The 19,902-nt window shown below is 41.2% G+C and carries 16 protein-coding genes and 1 riboswitch; all 16 genes read right to left on the reverse strand.

Going from position 1 to position 19,902, the window contains the following annotated elements:
* Positions 1-192 precede the first annotated feature (192 nt).
* On the reverse strand, positions 193-1,482 hold the full coding sequence (purD, locus tag BHU72_RS10170) for a phosphoribosylamine--glycine ligase (protein ID WP_069702522.1): 1,290 nt from the start codon (positions 1,480-1,482) through the stop codon (positions 193-195).
* A 17-nt stretch (positions 1,483-1,499) separates the two neighbouring features.
* Positions 1,500-3,041: a bifunctional phosphoribosylaminoimidazolecarboxamide formyltransferase/IMP cyclohydrolase gene (purH, locus tag BHU72_RS10175; protein WP_069702523.1), complete on the reverse strand. Its 1,542-nt coding sequence runs from the start codon at positions 3,039-3,041 to the stop codon at positions 1,500-1,502.
* A gap of 58 nt (positions 3,042-3,099) precedes the next feature.
* Positions 3,100-3,729 carry a phosphoribosylglycinamide formyltransferase gene (purN, locus tag BHU72_RS10180; protein ID WP_245671889.1) on the reverse strand — a complete coding sequence of 210 codons (630 nt, stop codon included), beginning with the start codon at positions 3,727-3,729 and terminating at the stop codon, positions 3,100-3,102.
* Positions 3,716-4,750, reverse strand: coding sequence for a phosphoribosylformylglycinamidine cyclo-ligase (gene purM, locus BHU72_RS10185; protein ID WP_069702524.1), 1,035 nt, complete (start codon positions 4,748-4,750; stop codon positions 3,716-3,718). The genes purN and purM overlap by 14 nt, the downstream gene beginning before the upstream one ends.
* A 7-nt stretch (positions 4,751-4,757) precedes the next feature.
* Entirely contained in the window at positions 4,758-6,152 is a 1,395-nt protein-coding gene (gene purF, locus BHU72_RS10190) for an amidophosphoribosyltransferase (protein ID WP_069702525.1), read from the reverse strand.
* On the reverse strand, positions 6,152-6,865 hold the full coding sequence (purC, locus tag BHU72_RS10195; RefSeq protein ID WP_069702526.1) for a phosphoribosylaminoimidazolesuccinocarboxamide synthase: 714 nt from the start codon (positions 6,863-6,865) through the stop codon (positions 6,152-6,154). Before purC ends, purF begins: the two co-directional genes overlap by 1 nt.
* 11 nt (positions 6,866-6,876) lie before the next feature.
* Positions 6,877-8,175 carry an adenylosuccinate lyase gene (gene purB / locus BHU72_RS10200; RefSeq protein ID WP_069702527.1) on the reverse strand — a complete coding sequence of 433 codons (1,299 nt, stop codon included), beginning with the start codon at positions 8,173-8,175 and terminating at the stop codon, positions 6,877-6,879.
* A gap of 189 nt (positions 8,176-8,364) precedes the next feature.
* Positions 8,365-9,528, reverse strand: coding sequence for a 5-(carboxyamino)imidazole ribonucleotide synthase (purK, locus tag BHU72_RS10205; protein WP_069702528.1), 1,164 nt, complete (start codon positions 9,526-9,528; stop codon positions 8,365-8,367).
* 145 nt (positions 9,529-9,673) lie between these two features.
* Positions 9,674-10,159 (reverse strand): 5-(carboxyamino)imidazole ribonucleotide mutase, encoded by a 486-nt coding sequence (gene purE, locus BHU72_RS10210; protein ID WP_069702529.1) that lies wholly within the window; start codon positions 10,157-10,159, stop codon positions 9,674-9,676.
* A gap of 75 nt (positions 10,160-10,234) precedes the next feature.
* Entirely contained in the window at positions 10,235-11,560 is a 1,326-nt protein-coding gene (locus BHU72_RS10215; RefSeq protein ID WP_069702530.1) for an NCS2 family permease, read from the reverse strand.
* Positions 11,561-11,689: 129 nt separating this feature from the next.
* Positions 11,690-11,791, reverse strand: a riboswitch (purine riboswitch).
* Positions 11,792-11,910: 119 nt separating this feature from the next.
* Positions 11,911-13,452 carry a glutamine-hydrolyzing GMP synthase gene (gene guaA, locus BHU72_RS10220; protein WP_301553527.1) on the reverse strand — a complete coding sequence of 514 codons (1,542 nt, stop codon included), beginning with the start codon at positions 13,450-13,452 and terminating at the stop codon, positions 11,911-11,913.
* Positions 13,453-13,526: 74 nt separating this feature from the next.
* The gene (locus tag BHU72_RS10225; RefSeq protein WP_069702531.1) at positions 13,527-13,856 is read right to left on the reverse strand and encodes a winged helix-turn-helix domain-containing protein; all 330 of its coding nucleotides are present in this window, start codon (positions 13,854-13,856) and stop codon (positions 13,527-13,529) included.
* Between the two features lie 77 nt (positions 13,857-13,933).
* Positions 13,934-14,758: a formate dehydrogenase accessory protein FdhE gene (locus BHU72_RS10230; protein WP_176720459.1), complete on the reverse strand. Its 825-nt coding sequence runs from the start codon at positions 14,756-14,758 to the stop codon at positions 13,934-13,936.
* A 342-nt stretch (positions 14,759-15,100) separates the two neighbouring features.
* Positions 15,101-15,787: a formate dehydrogenase subunit gamma gene (locus BHU72_RS10235; protein WP_069702533.1), complete on the reverse strand. Its 687-nt coding sequence runs from the start codon at positions 15,785-15,787 to the stop codon at positions 15,101-15,103.
* Positions 15,787-16,689 carry a 4Fe-4S dicluster domain-containing protein gene (locus BHU72_RS10240; protein WP_069702534.1) on the reverse strand — a complete coding sequence of 301 codons (903 nt, stop codon included), beginning with the start codon at positions 16,687-16,689 and terminating at the stop codon, positions 15,787-15,789. Before BHU72_RS10240 ends, BHU72_RS10235 begins: the two co-directional genes overlap by 1 nt.
* A 2-nt stretch (positions 16,690-16,691) precedes the next feature.
* Positions 16,692-19,733: a formate dehydrogenase-N subunit alpha gene (fdnG, locus tag BHU72_RS10245; RefSeq protein WP_083248387.1), complete on the reverse strand. Its 3,042-nt coding sequence runs from the start codon at positions 19,731-19,733 to the stop codon at positions 16,692-16,694.
* Positions 19,734-19,902: the final 169 nt, after the last annotated feature.

Genomic DNA, 19,902 nt, shown 5'->3' on the forward strand with positions numbered 1-19,902 from the left:
TTCTATGCGAAACAACTTAGAATCACAATTCTAATAGAAATATCGTATAGTGTTGCTAACGCACCACTCTACTACTTCATTAAATATTATACTTTCTTATTATAATGAAAAGAAGATGGCACACTTCGCCACCTTCTCCTGTATCATCCAACTATCTAATTATCTAAAATCCTTACTTCAGTTGCTAGATTACTATTGAACGTTTTTAATTCCTTTTAACCCTATATCGGTACGATAGTGCGCACCTTCAAATGCAATGTAAGGAATCGCCTGATATGCATAATCGCGAGCTTGCAATAAATCCATGCCTCTCCCCATAACACCTAACACGCGTCCACCATTCGTTACAATTTCTCCATCCTTAGTTGTGGTTCCAGCATGGAACACATATACGTTGTTGCCAAACTCCCTATCAATCTGCTCTAGACCAGTAATGACACGACCCTTTTCATAGGTGCCCGGATAGCCCCCTGCTGCCATGACAATACATACGGTAGCATCATTCGACCACTCAATGTCAATGTACTCAAGTTTTCCTTGAATGACGGCACTAAAGACTGAGATGATTTCCGTTTCTAAACGCGGTAGTACCACTTGTGTTTCTGGATCTCCAAAACGAGCATTAAATTCAATAACTTTCGGACCGTCTTTCGTAATCATTAGACCAGCATATAGGACGCCTTTGTAAACAATCCCTTTATCTTTTAGTGCATCGACTGTTGGTTGAATAATTGTTTTTACAACCTCATCCGTAAGCGACGCAGGGAATTGCGGTACTGGAGAATACGTTCCCATTCCACCAGTATTCGGTCCTTCGTTATTGTCAAACACTGGCTTATGATCCTGTGCCATCACCATCGGAACTACCGTCTTCCCATCGACAAATGCCATGATTGTTACTTCTTCACCTTCTAAGAACTCCTCAATCACGACTCGACTTCCAGCGTTGCCAAAGATACTATCGCCCATGATTTGGTCTACAGCATCTAATGCTTCTTCCAAGGTCATAGCTACAATTACACCTTTACCTGCTGCTAAACCATCTGCCTTTACTACAATAGGGGCACCTTGTTTACGAATGTATTCCTTCGCTGCCTCTAATTCTGTAAACGATGCATATGCTGCTGTTGGTATGTTATACTCTACCATTAGTTTCTTCGCGAATTCCTTACTAGCCTCGATTTGTGCAGCATCTTTCGTAGGACCAAATGCTGGTATCCCTGAATCCGTTAATGCATCCACAAGACCAGCAGAAAGTGGCGCTTCTGGGCCGACGACAACAAGATCCATCGTCTTCTGTATGGCAAAAGTAACAATTTCCTCGATGTCTAATTCATCGATTGCTACGCATTCACATTGTGGAATTGTCGCGATTCCAGGGTTACCAGGCGCAACATACACATTCAGCACTTCAGGACTTTGAGCCAATTTCCATGCGAGTGCATGCTCACGTCCACCACGACCAACAACTAAAACTCTCATATTCAAACCTCCTGCGATTAGTGTTTAAAGTGGCGCACTCCTGTGAACACCATCGTTATTCCATGTTTATCTGCTTCTTTGATAGAGTCTTCATCTCGAATCGATCCACCTGGCTGAATGATTGCTGTAATTCCTGCCTTAGCTGCCGCTTCTACTGTATCTGCCATTGGGAAGAACGCATCTGACGCTAGGACTGATCCTTTTGCATTAACTCCCGCTTGTTCTATGGCTATCTTTGCTGAACCGACACGGTTCATCTGCCCTGCTCCAACACCAATCGTTTGATTATCCTTCGCTAATACGATAGCGTTTGATTTCACATGCTTTACTACCTTCCAAGCAAATAATAATTGGCGAATCTCTTCTTCCGTAGGCTGACGCTTTGTCACTACTTTTAATTCGGTTGCCTCTATTGTCTTCAGGTCTTGCTTCTGAACTAAAAGACCACCACCAACCTTTAATGTTGTATACGGATTTCTTAAATCATTGCTTGCCTCTATGTCTATCTCTAACAAACGTAGGTTTTTCTTCGCCGTAAGAATCGATAGTGCCTTGTCTGAAAACTTCGGCGCTACAATGATTTCTAAGAATACATCTTTCATTGCATTCGCCGTCTCTTCATCAACCTCGCGATTGAGTGCAACAATCCCACCAAAAATTGATACAGGGTCTGCCTCATACGCCTTTTGGTAAGCACCGTAAATACTACCTGCAATACCAACCCCGCAAGGATTCGTATGCTTTACAGCTACTACTGCTGGCTCCGAATATTCTGCCAATATCGATAATGCAGCATGGGCATCATTGATATTATTATATGAAAGTTCTTTGCCATGAAGCTGTCTCGCTGTCGATATATTACCAGCATCCGGCAACGCTTCACGATAAAATGCAGCGTTTTGATGAGGGTTCTCTCCATAACGCAGATCTTGGATTTTCTCATACGTCATAGTGATTTTCTCTGGGAACTCTTGTCCTGTTTGCTTTGTTAAATATTCCGCAATTAACGCGTCATACGCAGATGTGTGACGGAATACCTTAGCAGCTAGTGCGATACGCGTTTCGTAAGAAACAGAACCCTTTTCCTGCAACTCGTTTAGGACTGGCTCATAATCTGTGCTATCGACTAATACAATCACATCCTTGTGATTCTTAGCCGCTGAACGTAGCATACTTGGACCACCAATGTCGATATTCTCGATTGCATCTTCTAATGTAACGTCAGCTTTAGAAATTGTCTCTTTGAAAGGATATAGGTTCACGATTACGAAATCGATTGGTTCAATTTGATTCTTTTCCATTTGTTCAAGATGAGAAGGTAAGTCTCTACGCCCTAAAAGACCACCATGAACATTCGGGTGTAACGTTTTTACACGTCCATCGAGTATTTCTGGAAATCCTGTAATGTCAGATATACCGATTACAGGTACCTCGTTTTCTTGCAGAAGCTTTTTCGTGCCTCCGGTAGAAATAATTTCTACACCGATTTCTACTAGCTTTTTTGCCAATTCCACAATACCTGTTTTATCAGAAACTGATACCAGTGCTCGCTTTTTCACTACCTATTTCCTCCTAAAATTTCTTTATATATCATAATAAGTATCATATTATTAGCTTTTAGATAATCTCAGTCCGTCTTCCGTGGCGGATGATTCGGTTCTGCGCATATAGGTTCACAACTTCCACAACCATACGATGCTCATGTTGTTGGATTTTCGCTTGCAGGGATTGTTCTGTGTCGTGAAAATCAACCAGTACTGCTTGTTGCAGAATAATTGGTCCTGTATCTAAACCTTCATCGACAAAGTGAATTGTACATCCTGATACCCTAACCCCCGCATCAATTGCCTGCTGTGGAGCATGAAGCCCTTGAAAGGCTGGTAACAACGACGGATGTAAGTTAATCATTCTTCCTTCATACGCCTGCAATAGTTCCTCACCGACAATCCTCATGTAGCCTGCAAGTACAACAAACTGCACTTCATGCTGGTGCAAGTACTGTACAATTTGCTTTTCGTACTCTTGTTTCGACACAAAAGCTTTCGGCGATAGCTCATACGCTGGAATTTCTGCATTCCGTGCGCGCTCTATTGCCTTGGCACCAGGCTTATCTGTGATTACAGCTACAATCCTATATTGAGAGTTACTATCGTCTTGTCGATCGATTAACGCTTGCAGATTCGACCCATTTCCTGATGCAAGGACAGCTATTTTCAATCGTTGCGAATCTAAATTATTCGATTCCACGAATCACAACTCCTGGCTCTTCAGCATTTCTCGCCTCGATATGCCCGATGCGGTAAGCAGTCTCGCCATGTTCTGTCGCTAATTGCATGACTGCATCTGCCTGCTCAGCAGGTACAACTAAAAGCATACCAATCCCCATATTAAATGTACGGAACATCTCACGTTTTGGAATTTGGCCTTTTTCTTCTAAGAAAGAGAAAATCTTCGGGATTTCCCAAGCTCCTAACTCGATTACAGCTTTATAAGCATCTGAGAAGACGCGAGGAATATTCTCGTAAAATCCGCCGCCCGTAATGTGCGCCGCCGCATGTAAAGCGAATTGCTCTTTCACAGCTAATACAGATTTCACATAAAGCTTTGTCGGAGTTAAAATCTCTTCCCCTATCGTCTTACCATTGAATTCTTGGTCAAATGGAATTTGATTGTCAGAAATGACCTTACGAACGAGTGATAATCCATTCGAGTGAACACCACTAGATGCAAGCCCAATGATAACATCCCCTGCTTGTACCTTTGATCCATCAATGATTTCACTCTTATTCACTGCACCTACAGAAAACCCAGCGATATCATACTCGCCTTCCGCGTACATACCCGGCATTTCAGCAGTTTCGCCGCCAATTAATGCGCAACCTGACATTGCACAGCCATCAGCAATTCCCTTGATAATCTGCTCAACCTTGCCCGGCTCTAGCCTGCCACAAGCAAGATAATCTAAGAAAAATAATGGCTCTGCACCTTGTACTACGATATCATTGACACACATTGCTACCGCGTCGATACCAATCGTATCATGTTTATCCAATGCAAAAGCAACCTTCAGTTTCGTACCTACGCCATCCGTTCCTGAAACTAGAACAGGCTCATGGAACTTTTTCAAATCTAACTGAAACAGCGCCCCGAAACTTCCCAAGTCTGTTAACACTTCTTTACGCCACGTTTTCTTTACGTGCGGTTTCATACGATTGACCGCTTCATTCCCTGCATCTATATCTACACCAGCATCTTTATATAAGCTCATACTGTCCCTACCTCTCTAAGCTATGTTTATCTTGTTCAATAATTTCCGTCGGATACGATCCACTGAAACATCCTTCACAATACCCACAGCATTGAGTTGCTTCACTGATAGCCCCTAAACGATCTTTAAACGTGTCGAGCATTCCTTCTGTCGATAAGTATGCGAGGGTGTCTGCCCCGATATGTTCACGAATCTCTTCTATCGATTTACTAGAAGCAATTAACTCTTCTTTCGCAGAAGTATCTATGCCATAGTAGCAAGGGTGCGTTACTGGCGGTGAACTAATGCGAACATGCACCTCTGTAGCACCAGCTTCACGCAGCATGCTGACAATTCGTCCGCTGGTAGTACCACGGACTATCGAGTCATCAATCATGACCACGCGTTTCCCAGCAACTACCTTGCGGACAGCGTTCAATTTCAAACGTACTCCGCGTTCTCTTAATTCTTGCGAAGGTTGTATAAAGGTTCTTCCTATATAACGGTTTTTGATTAACCCAAGCTCGTACGGGATATTGGCTTCTTCTGCATATCCAATCGCAGCAGATATACTAGAGTCAGGTACCCCAGTGACGACATCCGCCTCAATCGGTGCTTCCTGCGCCAGTCGTTTCCCTAGTTGCTTACGCACCGTATGGACGTTTAAGCCTTCGATGTCACTATCTGGTCTAGCAAAGTAAATATATTCAAATACACATGTCGCTTGTGTCGGATAACTCGATACTCGTTCACTTCTAATTCCATCTTGGTCGATAATAATCATTTCGCCAGGTTCTACATCGCGAAGGAAAGTAGCACCGATCGTATCAAATGCGCATGTCTCAGAAGATACGACAAAGCTTCCATTCAGTTTTCCAAGTGATAGCGGTCGAATCCCATTCGGGTCACGGACTGCTATTAACTTGTTATCTGCTAGAAACAACATCGCATAGGAGCCTTTAATCATGCCTAAGCTTTCCTTGACAGACTGCTCACTATTCTCATAGCCTGCACGCGCGATTAAATGTGCTGCTACCTCCGTGTCGCTAGTCGTTTGAAAAATACTGCCCTGTCTTTCTAAGTGACTGCGTAATTGATGAGCATTCACTAGATTTCCGTTATGGGCTAAGGCAAGATTTCCACCTTGATACTTGAAAAATAATGGTTGCGCATTCTGCAAGGAATTCGCTCCCGTTGTTGAGTAGCGCACATGACCGATGGCAGCTTTACCTTCTAAACTTGCAATTTGTTCTTCTTTAAAGACATCAGCAACTAATCCAAGGCCTTTGTGGTGATGAAATTTACCTTCGTTGGAACTAATAATACCGGCACTTTCCTGTCCTCTGTGTTGCAGTGCATAAAGGGCATAATACGTAAGTTGAGCAGCCTTCGAATTGTTATAAATGCCAAAAACACCGCACATTACATTTGTGCCTCCAATCGTTTAAGGATTTCCTGATACGCTTCTTCCACCCCGCCTAAGTCCTGGCGGAAGCGATCTTTGTCTAATTTTTCCTTCGTTACAGCATCCCAAAAGCGGCATGTGTCAGGAGATATTTCATCCGCTAGCAAAATCTTTCCTTCGACATCAATCCCAAACTCCAACTTGAAGTCTACTAACAAAATCCCTAGCTCTTTCATGAACTGACGTAGCACTTGATTGACCTTCAGTGCTTGACTCTTCATTTCAACAATTTGCTCTGGAGTCGCCAGCTTTAAAATCGAGATATGATCGTCGTTTATAAAAGGGTCATTTAATGCGTCATCTTTATAGTAAAACTCGACAATTGTATGAGGTAGCTCCGTACCTTCTTCTAATCCTAAACGCTTCGCTAAAGAACCTGCAGCCACATTCCGTACAACAACTTCGACCTTCACGATTTCCACCTTTCGAATCAGTTGTTCGTTTTCTGAAATGCTTTGTACAAAGTGATTCTCAATACCGTGTTTCTTTAACAATTGGAAGAACAACGCACTGATTTTGTTATTCAAAAATCCCTTGTTCGCAATCTGCCCTTTTTTCGCACCGTTAAAAGCAGTTGCATCATCTTTGTACTCTACCCAGTAGATGCCTTCTTCGTTCGTTTGGTAGATTCTCTTCGCTTTTCCCTCATATAGCATTTGACCCTTATTCACGTAAATTCCCCCTAGTCGATTAATCCAATACGTTTGAAAATTGTATCTACATGCTTTACATGATAACGAGGGTCGAAGCAGTCTTCGATTTCTTCAGTCGTTAGGTGGTGCATGATACTTTCTTCGCCTTCCACTAAGCCTTTGAAGGATGTTTGTTCTTCCCACGCCTGCATTGCTTTTCTTTGTACCATGTCATAAGCTTGCTCCCTTGACATGCCCTTTTCAATCAATTTCAACAATACTCGTTGAGAGAAAATCAGTCCAAAGGTACGATCCATATTTCTTCTCATATTTTCCGGGAATACCGTTAATTCCGCTAATACTCCGCCCATACGACGCAGCATATAGTTTAGAAGGATTGTGCTATCTGGAATAATGATACGCTCTACTGATGAGTGGGAAATGTCGCGTTCATGCCATAATGGCACACAATCATATTCAGCAACCATATTTCCGCGTAGTACGCGCGCAAGACCACAAATGTTTTCACTAGATACTGGGTTACGCTTGTGCGGCATAGCAGACGAACCTTTTTGCCCTTTATGGAAACGTTCCTCTACCTCACGTACTTCACTCTTTTGTAAGCCACGGATTTCAACGCCAATCTTCTCTAGGGTTGTCCCAACCAAAGCTATTACAGAAAGGTAATGCGCATGGCGATCACGTTGTAATGTTTGTGTTGACACAGGCGCTGGTGATAAACCTAGCTTTTTACATACATATTCTTCTACAAAAGGCTCAATATTCGCATATGTCCCTACAGCGCCAGACATTTTTCCAAACTCTATTTCTTCCGCTGCACGGTTAAATCGATCTAGGTTACGCTTCATTTCTTCATACCACAACGCAAGCTTCAAGCCAAAAGTTGTTGGTTCCGCATGAACACCGTGAGTTCTACCCATCATAATCGTGTTTTTGTGCTCGATAGCACGTTTACGAAGCACTTCTATCACATATTCTATATCCTTACGCAGGATGTCATTTGCTTGTTTAATCAAGAAGGCAAGTGCTGTGTCTACCACGTCTGTAGACGTAAGACCGTAATGAACCCACTTCTTCTCTTCTCCTAAAGTTTCAGAAACTGCTCTTGTGAAAGCCACCACATCGTGGCGCGTTTCTGCTTCAATCTCATGGATGCGTTGTACATCAAAGCTAGCTTTCTTCCACAATAGAGCAACATCCTCTTTCGGGATAATCCCTAACTCTGACCACGCTTCGCAAGCCTCAATCTCTACACGTAACCAAGCGTTGAATTTGTTCTCTTCTGTCCAAATGGCTGTCATTTCTGGTCTACTGTATCTTTCTATCATCTTGAATCCTCCATAAATCTTTCTATTTTTATTTTTTATGATTTTTGTGTTTATATGGTTTTTTGCTTATTACTTTTCCTTACTCATTTTTTTGTTTTTTACTTGTTTTTTACTTGCTCTTTGCTGATTTTTGTTTCTTCTCTTCTAGTTTCTGCTTACTTCTGCTTACTTCTGCTTGCTTCTGTTTCTTTAGCAGGTTTGCTTTTCGCGAAATACCGAAAGCTGGTCAGCTATGTCGAGGGCTTGATTGATCGTTTCTGATAGTATGTTGATATGACCCATTTTCCGATTCACGATTGCTTCTTTTTTGCCATACAGATGGAATTTAATTTCCTTAGGTAATGACGGTATCAATGTATAGAAATCTTCCATATGTTGCCCAAGTAAATTCATCATCACTACTGGAGAAAGTAAATCAGTTCTACCTAGTGGCAAGTTGCAAATCGCCCGGATATGCTGCTCAAACTGAGTAGTTATACAGGCATCCATCGTATAGTGACCAGAATTATGTGGTCTAGGAGCTAATTCGTTAATGTAGATACTTCCATCTTGATTATAAAACATTTCAACTGCTAATAGTCCAACGAGTTCCAAATGATTCGCAATTTTTATAGCGATTGCTTGGGCTGCTTTTAAACTAGCAGCTTGAACTCTAGCAGGCACAATCGACATATGCAGAATGTTATTGCAATGAATATTCTCGGCTACTGGAAATGTCTCTACTTCTCCCTTGCGATTTCGAGCGACAATCACTGATAACTCTTTCTCGAAGGGTACGAACTGCTCAATTATAAATTCAATCCCTTGATAGAATGGATGTTGAAATGCTTTCGCTGCTTCTATTAAATCTTGATTCGATCGGATTACCCATTGTCCTTTGCCGTCATAGCCTCCTGTGGCCGTCTTCATGACAACAGGCAAGCCGAGGGTTTCTATAGACTTAGTTAGGGCTACTTCACTATCTACTACTTGAAAAGGTGCGGTAGGAATCCCCATCGAAGCAATCGTTGTTTTCTCAGTTATGCGATTCTGTGTAATTTTTAAAAGCTTACTGCCTTGAGGGACATCTGATATTTCTTCTATATATTCGACAATACTTGCGTTGACATTTTCAAATTCGTAAGTAATAATACTACTCTTTTGTGATAATATGGTCGCTCCCTGTTCATCTAAATATTCCGACTGAATGTATTCATCTGCTACCTGAGCGCACGGGCAATCGTTAACTGGATCTAAGGTAACAAATCTATACCCCATTGCTTTACCTGCGAGCGTAATCATTCGCCCTAGCTGTCCCCCACCTAATATCCCTATGGTTGAACCAGGCAATACTACTTTATCTTGCTTACTCATATTATCACCTCCCATTTGTATGTATTAACCATGAAATAACGATTCATTATTTTACTTAGTGATTTTTAATAATTACGCAGTCGTTTGTTTAGTGTATTCGTTTGTGTTTTCGTTTTCTCGTTTGTATTTTTGTTTGTGTTTTTTGCTATAATTCGTCTGTTAAAACTTTATCTCTTTTTTCTTGTCGCATCTTTGCAACGTTTTGTTGGTACACTGGATATTTAATTCCAAGAATTTGCGTTGCCAAAATTCCTGCATTTGTAGCTCCTGCTTTACCTATAGCTACTGTTGCTACAGGAATACCTCCAGGCATTTGTACAATGGATAATAGCGAGTCTAACCCATTTAAGTTACTAGATTTCACTGGAACACCGATGACAGGTAGTTCAGTCTTTGATGCGACCATCCCAGGTAAATGCGCTGCTCCACCCGCTCCAGCTATAATCACTTCAATTCCGCGTTCTTTTGCTGTAGCAGCATATTCAAACATATAATCTGGAGTACGATGTGCTGAGACTACTTTTTTCTCATACGTTACACCAAGCTCCTCCAACATTTCACATGCAGCTTGCATTGTATCCCAATCCGATGTACTTCCCATAATGACACCAACTAATGGTTGAGTATCCATGAATATCCTCCTTTAGAAGTAAAGAGGACTCTTATGAGTAAAGAGTCCTCTCTATTTAACTATTAAAATTGTATATTATTCTCCACCAAGGAATAAGAAACGAAGTACGAACAACACGCCGATGATATACACGATTGGGTGAACTTCTTTACCTTTTCCAGCGAATAATTTAATAATTGGGTAGAAAATAAAACCAAAAGCAATACCCGTTGCGATACTGAAGCTTAAAGGCATTAACAACGCTGTCATAAACGCTGGCACTGCTTCTGAGAACTCTCCCCACTCGATATCTTTAAGGCTTGACGCCATAAGAACACCTACAATAATAAGTACAGGAGAAGTAACAGCAGGTGATAATGCTAGTGCCTTAATAATTGGGAAAAACGGTAATGATACTAAGAATAGTAAACCAGTAACTACAGCTGTCATACCTGTACGTCCACCTGCAGCAACCCCAGCAGATGACTCGATATATGAAGTAGTCGTAGATGTACCAAACGCAGCACCTGCGATTGTAGCAACAGAGTCAGCTGTTAACGCTCTACCCGCTCTAGGAAGTTTGTTGTCAACTAACATATTTCCTTGTTTCGCAACACCAGTTAAAGTACCAGCAGTGTCAAAGAAATCTACAAATAAGAATGCAAATACGATTGTTAATGCACCTAACTCTAACGCACCCATAACATCCATTTGCATGAATGTAGGTGCCATACTAGGAGGAGCTTGTACGAAACCTTCTGGACGAATTACATCACCAGTAACAAGTCCAATTACTGCTGTAATCAACATCCCGATAAAGATACCACCAGGAACTTTACGAATCATTAATAATGCGATAATTACAATACCTACTAAAGTCAATAACGGTGTACCAGTGAAGATTTCTGGATTTAATCCAACATATGTTGCAGGGTTTGCAACAACGATACTTGCATTTTTCAAGCCAATGAATGCAATGAATAGACCTATACCGGCTGCCACTGCACTTTTTAAACCTGAAGGGAACACGTTAATAATTGTTTCGCGAAGCTTCGTAACTGTAAGAAGTAGGAATATAATACCAGAAACAAATACTGCACCTAATGCTACTTGCCAAGGATAGTTCATGCCTAATACAACGGTATACGCAAAATAAGCATTTAATCCCATACCTGGTGCTAAAGCAATTGGATAGTTAGCATAGAGCCCCATGATTAAACTACCGATTGTAGCTGCTAATACTGTTGCTACGAATACTGCCCCAAAATCCATACCCGCATCCGATAGAATTGCTGGGTTTACAAAGATTATGTAGGCCATTGTTAAAAATGTTGTTAGACCTGCCACAAACTCTGTTCTGAAATTCGTGTTGTGTTCTTTAAAACCAAAATACTTACCAACTGCACTTTCTTGACTAGCCATTCGTACATCTCCTTTTAAATGAAATTTTGGAAATAGCAGAGCCTAGTGTCTATTTATACACACTAGGCTCTACGAAAACAAGCGCATCATCATTATCTCCAACATAACAAAAAAGTATCCAGAGATAACCAATGATACGTGACGTTTCGTAGTCAAGCAATTTACGGTTGCTTGGTAGAGACTTCTGAGCCTTATTCCCAGGAATATACGAACCTTACGTTTGAAATTTTTTTCAAAACTATCAACCTTAGTTTAGCAAGAGTTTCGACAAAAGTCAACAAAAAACACGAACATTAAGTTCGTAATAAACTTTATTGTTCGTGTATTTTAATTTTTAGGTTTTAAACCAGTTATTCCCACTCAATCGTTGCTGGTGGCTTAGAAGTAATGTCGTACACAACGCGGTTTACTTCAGGGATCTCATTGATCATACGTGTGGATAACTTCTGTAATAATTCATAAGGAAGATGCGCCCAATCGGCCGTCATTCCATCCGTACTAGTAACAGCGCGAATTGCAACTGCATGGTTGTATGTTCTTTCATCACCCATAACACCTACACTACGCACATTCGGAACTACCGTGAACATTTGCCATACCTCACGATACAGCCCAGCTTTACGAACTTCCTGCTCAAGAATAGCATCAGACTCACGAAGAATATGCAGCTTTTCTTCTGTCACTTCGCCAATCGCACGAATTGCAAGACCAGGACCTGGGAACGGATGTCTCCATACTATTGTATCAGGTAATCCTAATTCTTCTCCTACACGACGAACTTCGTCTTTAAATAGCGTGTTTAATGGCTCGATGATTTGGAAATCTATGTCTTCTGGTAATCCGCCTACGTTATGATGCGATTTGATTGTTGTCGCAGTGTCTGTACCGCTCTCAACGATATCAGTATATAAGGTCCCTTGTACTAAATAATCGAACTGTCCAAGTTTCTTCGATTCTTCTTCGAATACTCGAATGAACTCTTCACCGATGATCTTACGTTTAGTTTCTGGATCGCTTACGCCTTGTAATTTTGACATGAAACGTTCTTTGGCATCGACAAGGATAATATTCATATGGAACCCTTCCTTGAAGGTCTCCATCACTTGCTCAGCTTCGTTTTTACGTAATAATCCATGATCGACAAAGATACAAGTTAAATTGTCTCCAACGGCACGGTGAGTTAACACAGCCGCAACCGAAGAATCTACTCCACCACTCAGACCAAGAAGCACCTTTTTATTGCCTGCCTTTTGCTTGATATCATCAATCGACATTTCCACAAAGTTACTAGCTGTCCAATTTAATTCACAACCACATACCTCTGTAATGAAATTCTTCAACATATCGTTACCATGAATAGAATGTAAGACTTCAGGGTGGAACTGTACTGCGTAGAACTTCTTATCGATATGACTCATGGCTGCCACAGGTGCGTGGTCCGTACTAGCATCTACAGCAAAACCAGTAGGTGGCTCAATCACAAGGTCACTATGACTCATCCAAACTTGTTGCTCTGCAGGTAAATTTCTATACAGCAAGCTTTTGTCATTCTTCACTTGGATGGTAGCTTTTCCGTACTCTCTGACGTTAGCTCTTTCTACTTTGCCATCAAAGTGATAAGACATCATTTGCATCCCATAGCAAATCCCCAAGATAGGAATCCCTAACTCATAAATTTCTGTGTCTACCTTCGGTGCGTTTTCGCTGTACACGCTATTTGGTCCTCCAGAGAAAATAATCCCCTTTGGATTTAATTCTTTAATCTTATCTATCGTAATCTTATGAGACATCAATTCGCTGTAAACACCTAATTCACGAATTCTTCTTGCAATCAGTTGATTGTATTGACCTCCAAAGTCAAGTACAATCACTTTCTGTTCTGGCTTTTGCACGTATCTTACACTCCTTAGCATAATCAAGATTAGATGTAATTTTATCAACAGTTATTTTGTTCGTCAAGAATGCATTAGGAGGAAAAATATTTTTTATGTATTTCATCAACAGCCTGATTCGATTCCTTTTTAAACATCTCGTACTTTCTCATGAACTCTTTTCCATTTTCCGTTAAAAAAGTCCCACTGTCTGAACCGCCGGCTTTCGTACTTACTAAATCGATTCCGAGGCGTTCCTCAGTAGCTTTAATCTTCCCCCATGCCGCCCGATAAGACATGCCTAGCTTGCTTGCCGCTTGACGTATCGATCCCGTGGATTCGATAGCTTCTAGTAATACTTGTCTACCGTCTCCGAACACAACGTTATTATCTCTCTCCAACCAAACCTTAGATTTTGCCTTCATGTTTTTCAACTCCCCTAAGATTATTATAAGATTGCAAAAAGCGTATCCAGTATTGTCTATACAAGATACGCTTAGTTTTACATTACTTTGCTATTGGATTCGGCTTCTTCTCCGTAACCCTCTTGGCTTGCCACCATATCAAGATGGATTGTCTCTAAATCTATTATGAAAAAGCTCGGTGTACCAAGCTGATCTTTCAAATTCACAATTTTAATATATCCTTTGCAAGATTCACACACATATAACTTTCTATTCTCGTCATCGCCTGCAACGATATATTTCAAATCTTCATGCTTTTCATTTTTACAATGTGGACATTGTAAACGTTGAATCTCCCATACCGTATCACAGCGCGTACAGCATGCTTCACGCTTACCATCTTCCGCTCCTCGTGCAAGACGAGCTTTCTCCCCACATACTGGGCACATATTATGGTTATATCCTTCAAACTTAACCTTTTCATCTAATAATTTGGCTAATGCTTTAATGTATGGACGATATGCCATCTCTGCTAGGAATTGTACAATCGCACCATTTAAAGAATTTCTTTCTGCAAAGTCTGCAAAATAATACGAATTCAAACATTTTGTAGCTTCAATAAATTTTTCTGTTTCGTCAGTAGTTTTTAAGGCTGTTGTAATTGCATCCATTGTTTCTTGTAGATGGGGTTGATTCCCTACGCTAATTTCTGCAATTTGTTGAACAAATCCAAAGAATTGCTTAGCATCAATAGGGACATCAATGACAGATGCGATTGGTTTCTTCTGTTTCACTTGTTCCTGTAGATAGCCATCAATCAATGCTAAATTCGCAAATTCAACCTGATCTATAAGGCTATTGACTTGCTTCGCTATTTCTTTGTGCAATTTTAGGTAGTCTTTGTTTGCTGCGGAATCGCTCATATATATAACCCCTTTAATCGTAGTTTTAAAGAAAACTTGCATTTGCCAAGCCTTCTGGCGAAGCACGCAAGGTATAAGCCTCGCTATATGCCTTGCATAAGTCTCGCTATAAGAATGCCTTAGTAGCACTGACGCAAAAACACAGTAATTTATTACTGATGTGTTGCTAATGCATAGCTATGTACATCAGATAAAATTTATAAATTCTGATGTACCATGAAATTCATCCTTATAAAGATATTAGCATGAATAGAATCATGGAGCAACTGGCTCCATGATTCTATTTCACTTTTCGCTAATATTTAACTTTATTGACTTAATTATTGTGCGTACGCTTAATAATTAAGAACTCTTCTTTTTCTTTTCTGCTGCCACTACTTCGTTGTACCACTTCTCATGGTGACCCTTAGCAAATTCAGCATCTACATAACCGTTAATCATGCCTGGTAATGCAGCCTTAGATCCTGGGTTGAACGTTCCAAGGTAAATGTGTACGATAGCTACTGCACTTAATAATGCCATTGCACCACTATGAATCACATATGACCATTGAACTACTGCAGTACTGAAAGACTCAGGGAACCACATTACAAATCCAGAGATAACGATTAACGTTGTGAAAGTAATTGTTAATAATGAGTTAACTTTCTCCCCAGCGTTGATGAAGCCTTGAGGAGGGCACTTAGGATGCATTCCGAACAATTCCATAGCAAAAGCAGGGAAGAACTTAATGTCATCCATTGTCCATGTGAAGCAGTCCTTTAACCATCCGAAGAAGCTCTTAGGATCGAACAACACAAAGATTACAGCTGGTAATAAGAATACTACAGCAAAGATTCTATGAATCAATTGCGCTCCTTCATACCCACCAAATAATGGTGCTAAGAAGTCAAACGTATCTGCAAATAACAGTAAACCTGTTAAGAACAATACAGCATATGAACCTACATATAACCAGTGAGTGAATCTAGCAGTGGGAGTAAAACGATAAATTTTACCGTCTTTTAACATTGGCACATTCTTACTCATTATGCTTCTCCTCCCTTCTTGACATCATGATCATCATGATGACCGCCTTTTCCTCTAGTTAAAATGAAACTAGCGATTGCTACTGCAGCAGTTGCTCCCATAGCTACCTTACCAAATGGTTGAACGATGTCTTTCCATAGAGCAAGTGAAGCTGGTACAACAGGCTTAGCAGGAAGGTCGAAAAACTCTGGCTTCTCGCCTAATACATAAATTGCATTGGTTCCATCAATACTAGCAGGATTGTATACGTTAGCATTTGGATACTTCGCTTGTACTTCAGCCAAACGAGCATTTGCCTTTTGAATCATTGCTTCACGGTCGCCAAACTCTAGAGCACCGCTTGGGCAAGTCGTAACACATGCAGGCTTCATTCCAGCTTCTACACGATCTACACAGTGGTTACACTTAGTAGATTTCTTAACTACTGCGCCTTTGTATTGGCTCTTACGAACCGCATTCTGGCATCCTGGCTCCTCCATAAAAGTAGGGTGTTTTGCATCATCAATGATGATATCGCCAGCTTCTGTATATTCTTGAACTTGGATAACTTTGAATGGGCAGTATCTTGCACAATATCCGCAACCTACGCACTTATCCCAATCACGATCAACTGCACCCCACTCTGTATGATACAGAGCATTTTGCGGGCAAGCCTTTACGCAAGCAGCATCCACACAATGTTTGCAAGTATCTTTCATGAAGTGCCATTCCATCTTACCGTTTACTTCATGTTCTTTAAACTTGATTAAGCACCAAGTGTTAGCTCCTACAGCAGCATGAGATTGATAGCTACCCTGAAACGCTTCGTTAACAGCAGGAAGTTCGTTCCAATTCTTACAGCTTACCATACACCCGCGGCATGCAGAGCATTTCGTTGTGTCAATATATTTAGTGTATGCCATGGTTACGCCCTCCTAACGTCGCATAAGAATGCTTTATATTCAGGGATTCTTGTATTCGCACAACCAATATGAGATGTCAGTAGGTTCGCTTGGTGTCCTGTTACGATACCTTTGTAACCAAAGTGCCAAGGCATACCGATTTGATGAACTTCTTGGCCACGAATATTGAATGGCTTAAAGCGTTTTGTTACCATAGCTACAGCTTTTACAACACCGCGCTCGTTGAATACTTCAACTTGTTCGCCGTTCTTAATTTGCTTTGCAGCAGCTAATTCTTCACTTAATTCTACGAACATGTGAGGAACAAGCTCAGATAACCATGCTAAGTTACGAGTCATAACCCCTGATTGCCAGTGTTCGCACATTCTGTACGTAGTAGCAACGATTGGGTACACATCTCTTGAACATACTTCGTTCATTGACGAGTCATATATATGAACCGCAGGGTTTAACTCTACAGAGTTAAATGCGTTCGGAATTGGGCTCTCTAATGGCTCATAGTGTTCAGGGAATGGACCATCCACCATGCCTGTCGGTGCAAATAATGCCCCTACACCATCATTCATCATGATAAACGGATTCATACCACCTGGATCTTGAGGTGCTCTTGTGCCTACGAAGTCAGGAACATCGTATCCCGCCCACTTCTCACCATTCCACCAGATTGACGCCTTATCCTTAGACCATGAATTTCCATTCCAGTCTGCAGAGCAACGGTTGTAAAGAATGCGGCGGTTTGCAGGCCAAGCATAGGACCAGTTCAAGTAAGAACCAATGCCTTCTTTACCATCTGGACCAAGATCAGTGTCATCGCGACGGCAAGCCTTATAGTCTTTATAGAATTGGTCATTTTCTTGATCTGTCGTTACGTCAACGTCTTTCGTGTAGCAACCACTGTAAATCCAGTTACCACAAGCAGTTGTTCCGTCAGCTTGAAGCTCCCCGAACAATCCAACTGTCTTGCCAGTTTCAACGTTATAACCGTTGATTTCTTTCGCAATTCTTTGGATGTTTGGATACTCGCCAATGCCTGCACTGTAGTTCCATGTAAGCTTTTGGATTGGAATATCCTTAGCAGCTGTACTACCTTCATATAACTTCTTAATGCGTAATCCAAGGTCATTCGCTATGAATAAATCAGACTTAGAGTGCACACCTTCTCTTGGAGATACAGCCTTCCAACGATATTGCATCCAACGTCCACTGTTTGATACAGTTCCTTCTTTCTCCATTGGTGCATTCGCCGGTAAGAAGAATACTTCAGTATTAATGTCAGCAGACTTCGCTTGTGAGCCATCATTGTCTTGCCAGAAAGCAGCCGTTTCTGTTTCATATAGGTCAATTGACACTAACCAGTCAAGATTCGCCATTGCAGCTCTTTCCTTGTTAGAGTTTGGCCCACCAACCATTGGATTCTGTCCCCAACAGATTAGACCCTTTATTGTACCTTCATACATTGCTTCGAAAATTGATATAAATGAATGGTTTCCATAAGACTTCGGTAAGAAATCATAGCTGAAATCGTTTTCTGGTGTAGCGTAATCACCCCACCAAGCCTTTAGTAAGCTTGCCATGAATTTCGGACGGTTAGTCCAATATCCGCCAGGAGTCGTCTTATTATATGCTTCTAAGTTTTCATGCAGTGGCGTTCCAGTTGGAGCTGGTAAATAGCCAGGTAGGATATGGAATAGTAACGCAAAGTCCGTAGAACCTTGTACGTTTGCCTCTCCACGAAGAGCATTTACTCCACCACCCGGTAAGCCCATGTTTCCTAATAGTAACTGCAACATTGCATATGAACGAACGTTTTGAGAACCCACTGTATGTTGTGTCGTTCCCATAGCGTAGTTGATGTTACCAGAACGATCGCCAGAACCAGTAGAACATACAATCTCAGCTACCGCTAGGTAGTCTTCCTTCGGAGTTCCTGTTACTGAACAAACAGTATCAACATCATAACGCTCTAAATGTTTCTTTAATAACTGCCATACACAGCGAGGATCTTGTAAAGTCTCGTCCTTGATAACGTTACCTTCTTCATCCTTCTTATATGCCCATGAAGCATTCGCATACTTTCTGCCCGCTGCATCGTATCCCGAGAATAACCCATCGTTGAATTCATATTCATCGTTAATGATAAATGAAGAGTTTGTATATTTTAGCACATAATCTCTATGCTCTAAGCCATTATCAATAATATACTTCATTAAACCAAAGATAAATGGAATATCAGTACCTGAACGCATAGGAGCATATACATCAGATCTTGCTGCTGAACGTGTAAATCTTGGATCAACAGTTACAATCTTCGCACCACGTGTGCGTTGTGCTTCTTCAATCCACTTCCAAGAAATTGGGTGGTTCTCAGCAGGGTTACCTCCGATAATGAAGATTACGTCTGCATTCTTGAAGTCTACCCAGTGATTCGTCATTGCTCCACGACCAAAAGATGGTGCCAGACCGGCAACCGTAGAGCTGTGTCAAATACGAGCCTGGTGCTCTAACCATACAGTACCAAGACCACGCATTAACTTAGAAATTAAGTAGCACTCTTCATTCTCAAGTGCAGCTCCACCTAAGCTTGCAATCCCAGTATTGTGGTTTACTGTAATGCCATTAAGTGTTTCACGGAATGTAGCATCGCGAGTTTCTTTCATCTTCTCGGCGATTCTATCTAACATCCACTCCCAATCTTTTTCTTCCCACTTGTCAGATCCAGCTGCGCGGTACATAGGATTCTTCACACGCTTATGGCTGTAATGCGTCTGCTTTAATGAAGAACCTTTACTGCAAAGTGATCCTCTGTTGTTCGGATTCCTTGGATCTCCCTCAGAACTGATAAGCTTACCGTCTTTCGTGTAGCAAATGATACCACACCCTACAGAGCAATACGGGCAGATTGATGGAACTTCAGTAGCAGATTCGATTTTAAGTGTTTGCGTTTTTGCTTGTACAGCATTTGCATCAAACCCTAAATCAACAACTGCTAATGTTGCCGCCGTAGCTCCTGAAAGTTTCAAGAATTGTCTTCTTGTTACTCCCATTGATGATCCCCTCCTTAAAGTATCTAGTAAAAAGAATTGAATAAATGCAACTAGCTTAGTAGTTTGATAGTCAAACGACGTGCCTACTAACTGTGTTGTCCCCATAAAATGTATATAATTAGTAGTTCTCAGCTAGCCTCTTAAACTATTATATGATTATTTTATAGCC

Origin of the sequence: Desulfuribacillus stibiiarsenatis (genome assembly GCF_001742305.1) — a bacterium.
Classification (GTDB): Bacteria; Bacillota; Bacilli; order Desulfuribacillales; family Desulfuribacillaceae; genus Desulfuribacillus_A; species Desulfuribacillus_A stibiiarsenatis.

Coding starts and splice junctions, on each gene's coding strand:
- BHU72_RS10240 (WP_069702534.1), bottom strand. CDS start 16,689: ATGGCATACACTAAATATATTGACACAACGAAATGCTCTGCATGCCGC.
- BHU72_RS10215 (WP_069702530.1), bottom strand. CDS start 11,560: ATGGCTAGTCAAGAAAGTGCAGTTGGTAAGTATTTTGGTTTTAAAGAA.
- purB (WP_069702527.1), bottom strand. CDS start 8,175: ATGATAGAAAGATACAGTAGACCAGAAATGACAGCCATTTGGACAGAA.
- BHU72_RS10225 (WP_069702531.1), bottom strand. CDS start 13,856: ATGAAGGCAAAATCTAAGGTTTGGTTGGAGAGAGATAATAACGTTGTG.
- purM (WP_069702524.1), bottom strand. CDS start 4,750: ATGAGCTTATATAAAGATGCTGGTGTAGATATAGATGCAGGGAATGAA.
- purK (WP_069702528.1), bottom strand. CDS start 9,528: ATGAGTAAGCAAGATAAAGTAGTATTGCCTGGTTCAACCATAGGGATA.
- BHU72_RS10230 (WP_176720459.1), bottom strand. CDS start 14,758: ATGAGCGATTCCGCAGCAAACAAAGACTACCTAAAATTGCACAAAGAA.
- purE (WP_069702529.1), bottom strand. CDS start 10,159: ATGGATACTCAACCATTAGTTGGTGTCATTATGGGAAGTACATCGGAT.
- purD (WP_069702522.1), bottom strand. CDS start 1,482: ATGAGAGTTTTAGTTGTTGGTCGTGGTGGACGTGAGCATGCACTCGCA.
- BHU72_RS10235 (WP_069702533.1), bottom strand. CDS start 15,787: ATGAGTAAGAATGTGCCAATGTTAAAAGACGGTAAAATTTATCGTTTT.
- purF (WP_069702525.1), bottom strand. CDS start 6,152: ATGTGCGGTGTTTTTGGCATTTATAACAATTCGAAGGCTGCTCAACTT.